3 protein-coding genes and 1 pseudogene are annotated in these 3,052 nt (G+C 26.9%); 2 read left to right on the top strand and 2 right to left on the bottom strand.

Annotation, left to right across the window (positions count from 1 at the left end):
- A pseudogene (locus tag BUA77_RS14755) lies at nt 1–157 on the top strand (thioredoxin-disulfide reductase); the annotation flags it as partial.
- Nucleotides 158–213: 56 nt separating this feature from the next.
- Here BUA77_RS14755 and BUA77_RS12990 read toward each other — a convergent pair.
- Nucleotides 214–1,644 carry a nicotinate phosphoribosyltransferase gene (locus tag BUA77_RS12990; RefSeq protein WP_072890970.1) on the bottom strand — a complete coding sequence of 477 codons (1,431 nt, stop codon included), beginning with the start codon at nt 1,642–1,644 and terminating at the stop codon, nt 214–216.
- Between the two features lie 170 nt (nt 1,645–1,814).
- On the opposite strand from BUA77_RS12990, the gene BUA77_RS12985 reads away from it, so the two are divergent.
- Nucleotides 1,815–2,018, top strand: coding sequence for a hypothetical protein (locus BUA77_RS12985; protein WP_072890968.1), 204 nt, complete (start codon nt 1,815–1,817; stop codon nt 2,016–2,018).
- Nucleotides 2,019–2,039: 21 nt separating this feature from the next.
- On the opposite strand, the gene BUA77_RS12980 is transcribed toward BUA77_RS12985, so the two are convergent.
- Nucleotides 2,040–2,765, bottom strand: coding sequence for a zinc dependent phospholipase C family protein (locus BUA77_RS12980; RefSeq protein WP_242939133.1), 726 nt, complete (start codon nt 2,763–2,765; stop codon nt 2,040–2,042).
- Nucleotides 2,766–3,052: the final 287 nt, after the last annotated feature.

Here is a 3,052-nt window from a genome sequence, read left to right as displayed (position 1 = left end):
AAATATGAGAACAAATATACCTGGAGTATTTGCAGCAGGAGATTGTAGAGATAAGATTTTAAGACAAGTTGTTACTGCAGCAGGAGATGGAGCTACAGCAACAGTAATGGCAGAAAAATATATAGAAAATGAATTTGAAGCAGCTGAAAATATATAGATTTTATAAAATGCTTGTGTTAGTTGTATTAACTAACACAAGCATTTGCTGTATAATTATTTTTGTTTTTTTTCATTTATCATATTAGTTTTTAATTCCCAAAGTTTTTGAGAAAGGTCAACTTTATATTCTTCAGGAGAATCTATTCTTCTGTATTGAGGCCATAAAGTATTAAGCTCATTCTTAGTAAATTCTCTTATATCCATAACGCTTTTTCTTTCGTGTAAGCATTTACCATTGATGAATAATGGCTTTAAAAGCTCTTTAATAGAATAATCTCTAAATGTTTTTTTCTTCCATGTATATACAGGATGGAATATAGTGAGGTCTTTAGTTTCATCTATGATTTCTTCATCTAATAGTATTAAATCAGCTTCAGCTTTATTATTTTTATTATATATTCTAATTACTTTTTTATATCCTGGGTTAGTTATTTTTTCAGGGTCTTCTGATATTTTAATTTTAGGAACAAGTTTTCCGTTTTCTTCTGATGAGCATAACTTATAAACTCCACCTAGAGCTGGACAATCACTAGAAGTAATAAGTTTTGTTCCAACTCCCCAGCTGTTTATTTTTGCACCTGAATTTTTTAGGTTGGATATTCTGTATTCATCTAAATCATTAGATGCAACAATAGATACATCTTCAAAACCAGCCTTATTGAGCATTTTTCTAGCTTCTTTTGAAATATATTCTAGATCACCTGAATCTATTCTAATTCCTAGTGGTTTATATCCTTTTTCTTTAAGTTCATTGAATACTTTAATAGCATTTGGAATGCCGCTATTTAAAACATCATATGTGTCTACTAAAAGAAGCGCTTTATTTGGATAAACCTTAGCATAAGCTCTGAAACTTTCAATTTCAGAGTCAAATTTTTGAACCCAGCTGTGAGCATGAGTTCCAACTATAGGAATATCAAACATCTTACCTGCAAGTACATTTGCAGTTCCACTGCACCCTCCTATAACTGCAGCTCTAGCTCCATAAAGTCCAGCATCAGGACCTTGTGCTCGTCTTAGCCCAAACTCAAGAACAGAATCTCCTTGTGCAGCAAAGCATACACGAGAAGCTTTAGTAGCAATTAGGGATTGAAAGTTTATTATATTAAGAAGGGAGGTTTCTATAAGCTGAGCCTGATAAAGTGGAGCTTTAACTCTTATTATAGGTTCATTTGGAAACATTACAGAGCCTTCTTCTACTGCATATATATCTCCTGTAAATTTAAAGTTCTTTAAGAAACTTAAAAAGTCTTTTGAGAATAAATTAAGACTTTCAAGATATTCTATGTCTTCATCTTCAAATTTTAAATTATTTATGTAATCTACTAATTGCTCTATTCCACAAACAATAGTATATCCACCATTACATGGATTTTTTCTAAAAAACATGTCAAATACAACAGTATCTTGATGGACATTTTCAATGAAATAACCGTTCATCATAGTTAGCTGATATAAATCAGTAAGTAAAGTCAAATTTCTCATGGTTTACCATCCTTTTCTTTGTATTTCCATTTAAATTGTATCAATATTTTAAACACATAACAATAATATTAATAATTTAACAAAGTATATATCCAAAATGTTCTTAGAATTATATTTGTATTTAGTCAAAAAATAACTATGATAAATAAAAAAAATAAGGAGAGATAAACATGTCTGGCAAAAATAAACAATTTAGTTTAACAGAAAGAAATATATCTGAAAGAAGAACTAAAAAAATAGCAAAAGAGTTAGGTCTTGAAACAGCTAATGAAGTTGGGGTTGATATGTATAAAGCAGATTTAGGTTATAGAAAAAATAATGTTCAAAAAGGAAATTTTTATAAACAGGGACCTACAGAAAGATTAGAGGAATAAAAATATTATAAGATAAAAAGACTAAGATTTCTTAGTCTTTTTATTAAATATTTCATTATAAAATAAAATCATACATCCAGCAGTAGTTCTTTGAGCTATAGGAAGAGATATTTTTGATATTTTATAAAATCTTTCATTATCGTATTTTATATTTTTATATTTTTTATAAGTTCTTAATGCTATTCTTCCATTAAATCTAACATATTTGTCTATAGAATTTAGTAATATAGGATTTTTATTACATTTAAATTCATTCATATAAGTATAAGTTTTTTTAACAAAATTCTCATATTGTCTGTGATTATCAAGAAGTTTTATATTAGCATGTTGAGGTATTGTCATATCTTGAATTATATGAATACAAGCTCCTAAATAAAATAAAGATTTATTAAAACTTCCCATGGCCCAAAGTTTTAGCGATTTATTATAATAATTTTTTGCAAGATTCATAGCGTTTTTCCCACCATAAAGACCTTTTTTCTTATAAGGATTATAAAAATGACCATTACTTTTAAAATCTTGATCTGCCCATACAGAACCTTTGTTAATATGAGTTATGTAACTCATAAAAAAATTATATTCACCTAAATAATTATTACTTTTCAAAATCTTAACACCTTGTACATTTATAAATTTATGAACTCGACAGTGAGTATGTATAATTTTCTTTTTAATAGGATTTAGAGCTTTAAAAGAAAAATTCAAAGCCTTACTATAAGTTTTTTCTAAGAAATCCAATATTATCACCCTTAATTATTTTAACCAAATATATTTTTTTGATGTATAATAAGAATAAAGTACTATATTATTTTCGAAATATTGTAATATATACCAGTATTTTGATATTATTAAATAGGTAATTTATAAATTAGGGGGTAGATAACAGTTTATAAAACTTTATAGAAGTTTATAAGACTATATTGAATTTATATAATATTTATATTATGATAAATTCAAGAGGTGGTATAAGTGAAATATTATTCAATAGGAGAATTTGCAAAACTTATAGATAAAAGCCCTCAAACTTTAAGAGA

It is taken from the genome of Tepidibacter formicigenes DSM 15518 (assembly GCF_900142235.1).
GTDB classification, from domain to species: domain Bacteria; phylum Bacillota; class Clostridia; order Peptostreptococcales; family Peptostreptococcaceae; genus Tepidibacter; species Tepidibacter formicigenes.
The sequence above is the reverse complement of the archived record's forward strand: the minus strand, read 5'-3'. Positions and strand labels throughout refer to the sequence as shown.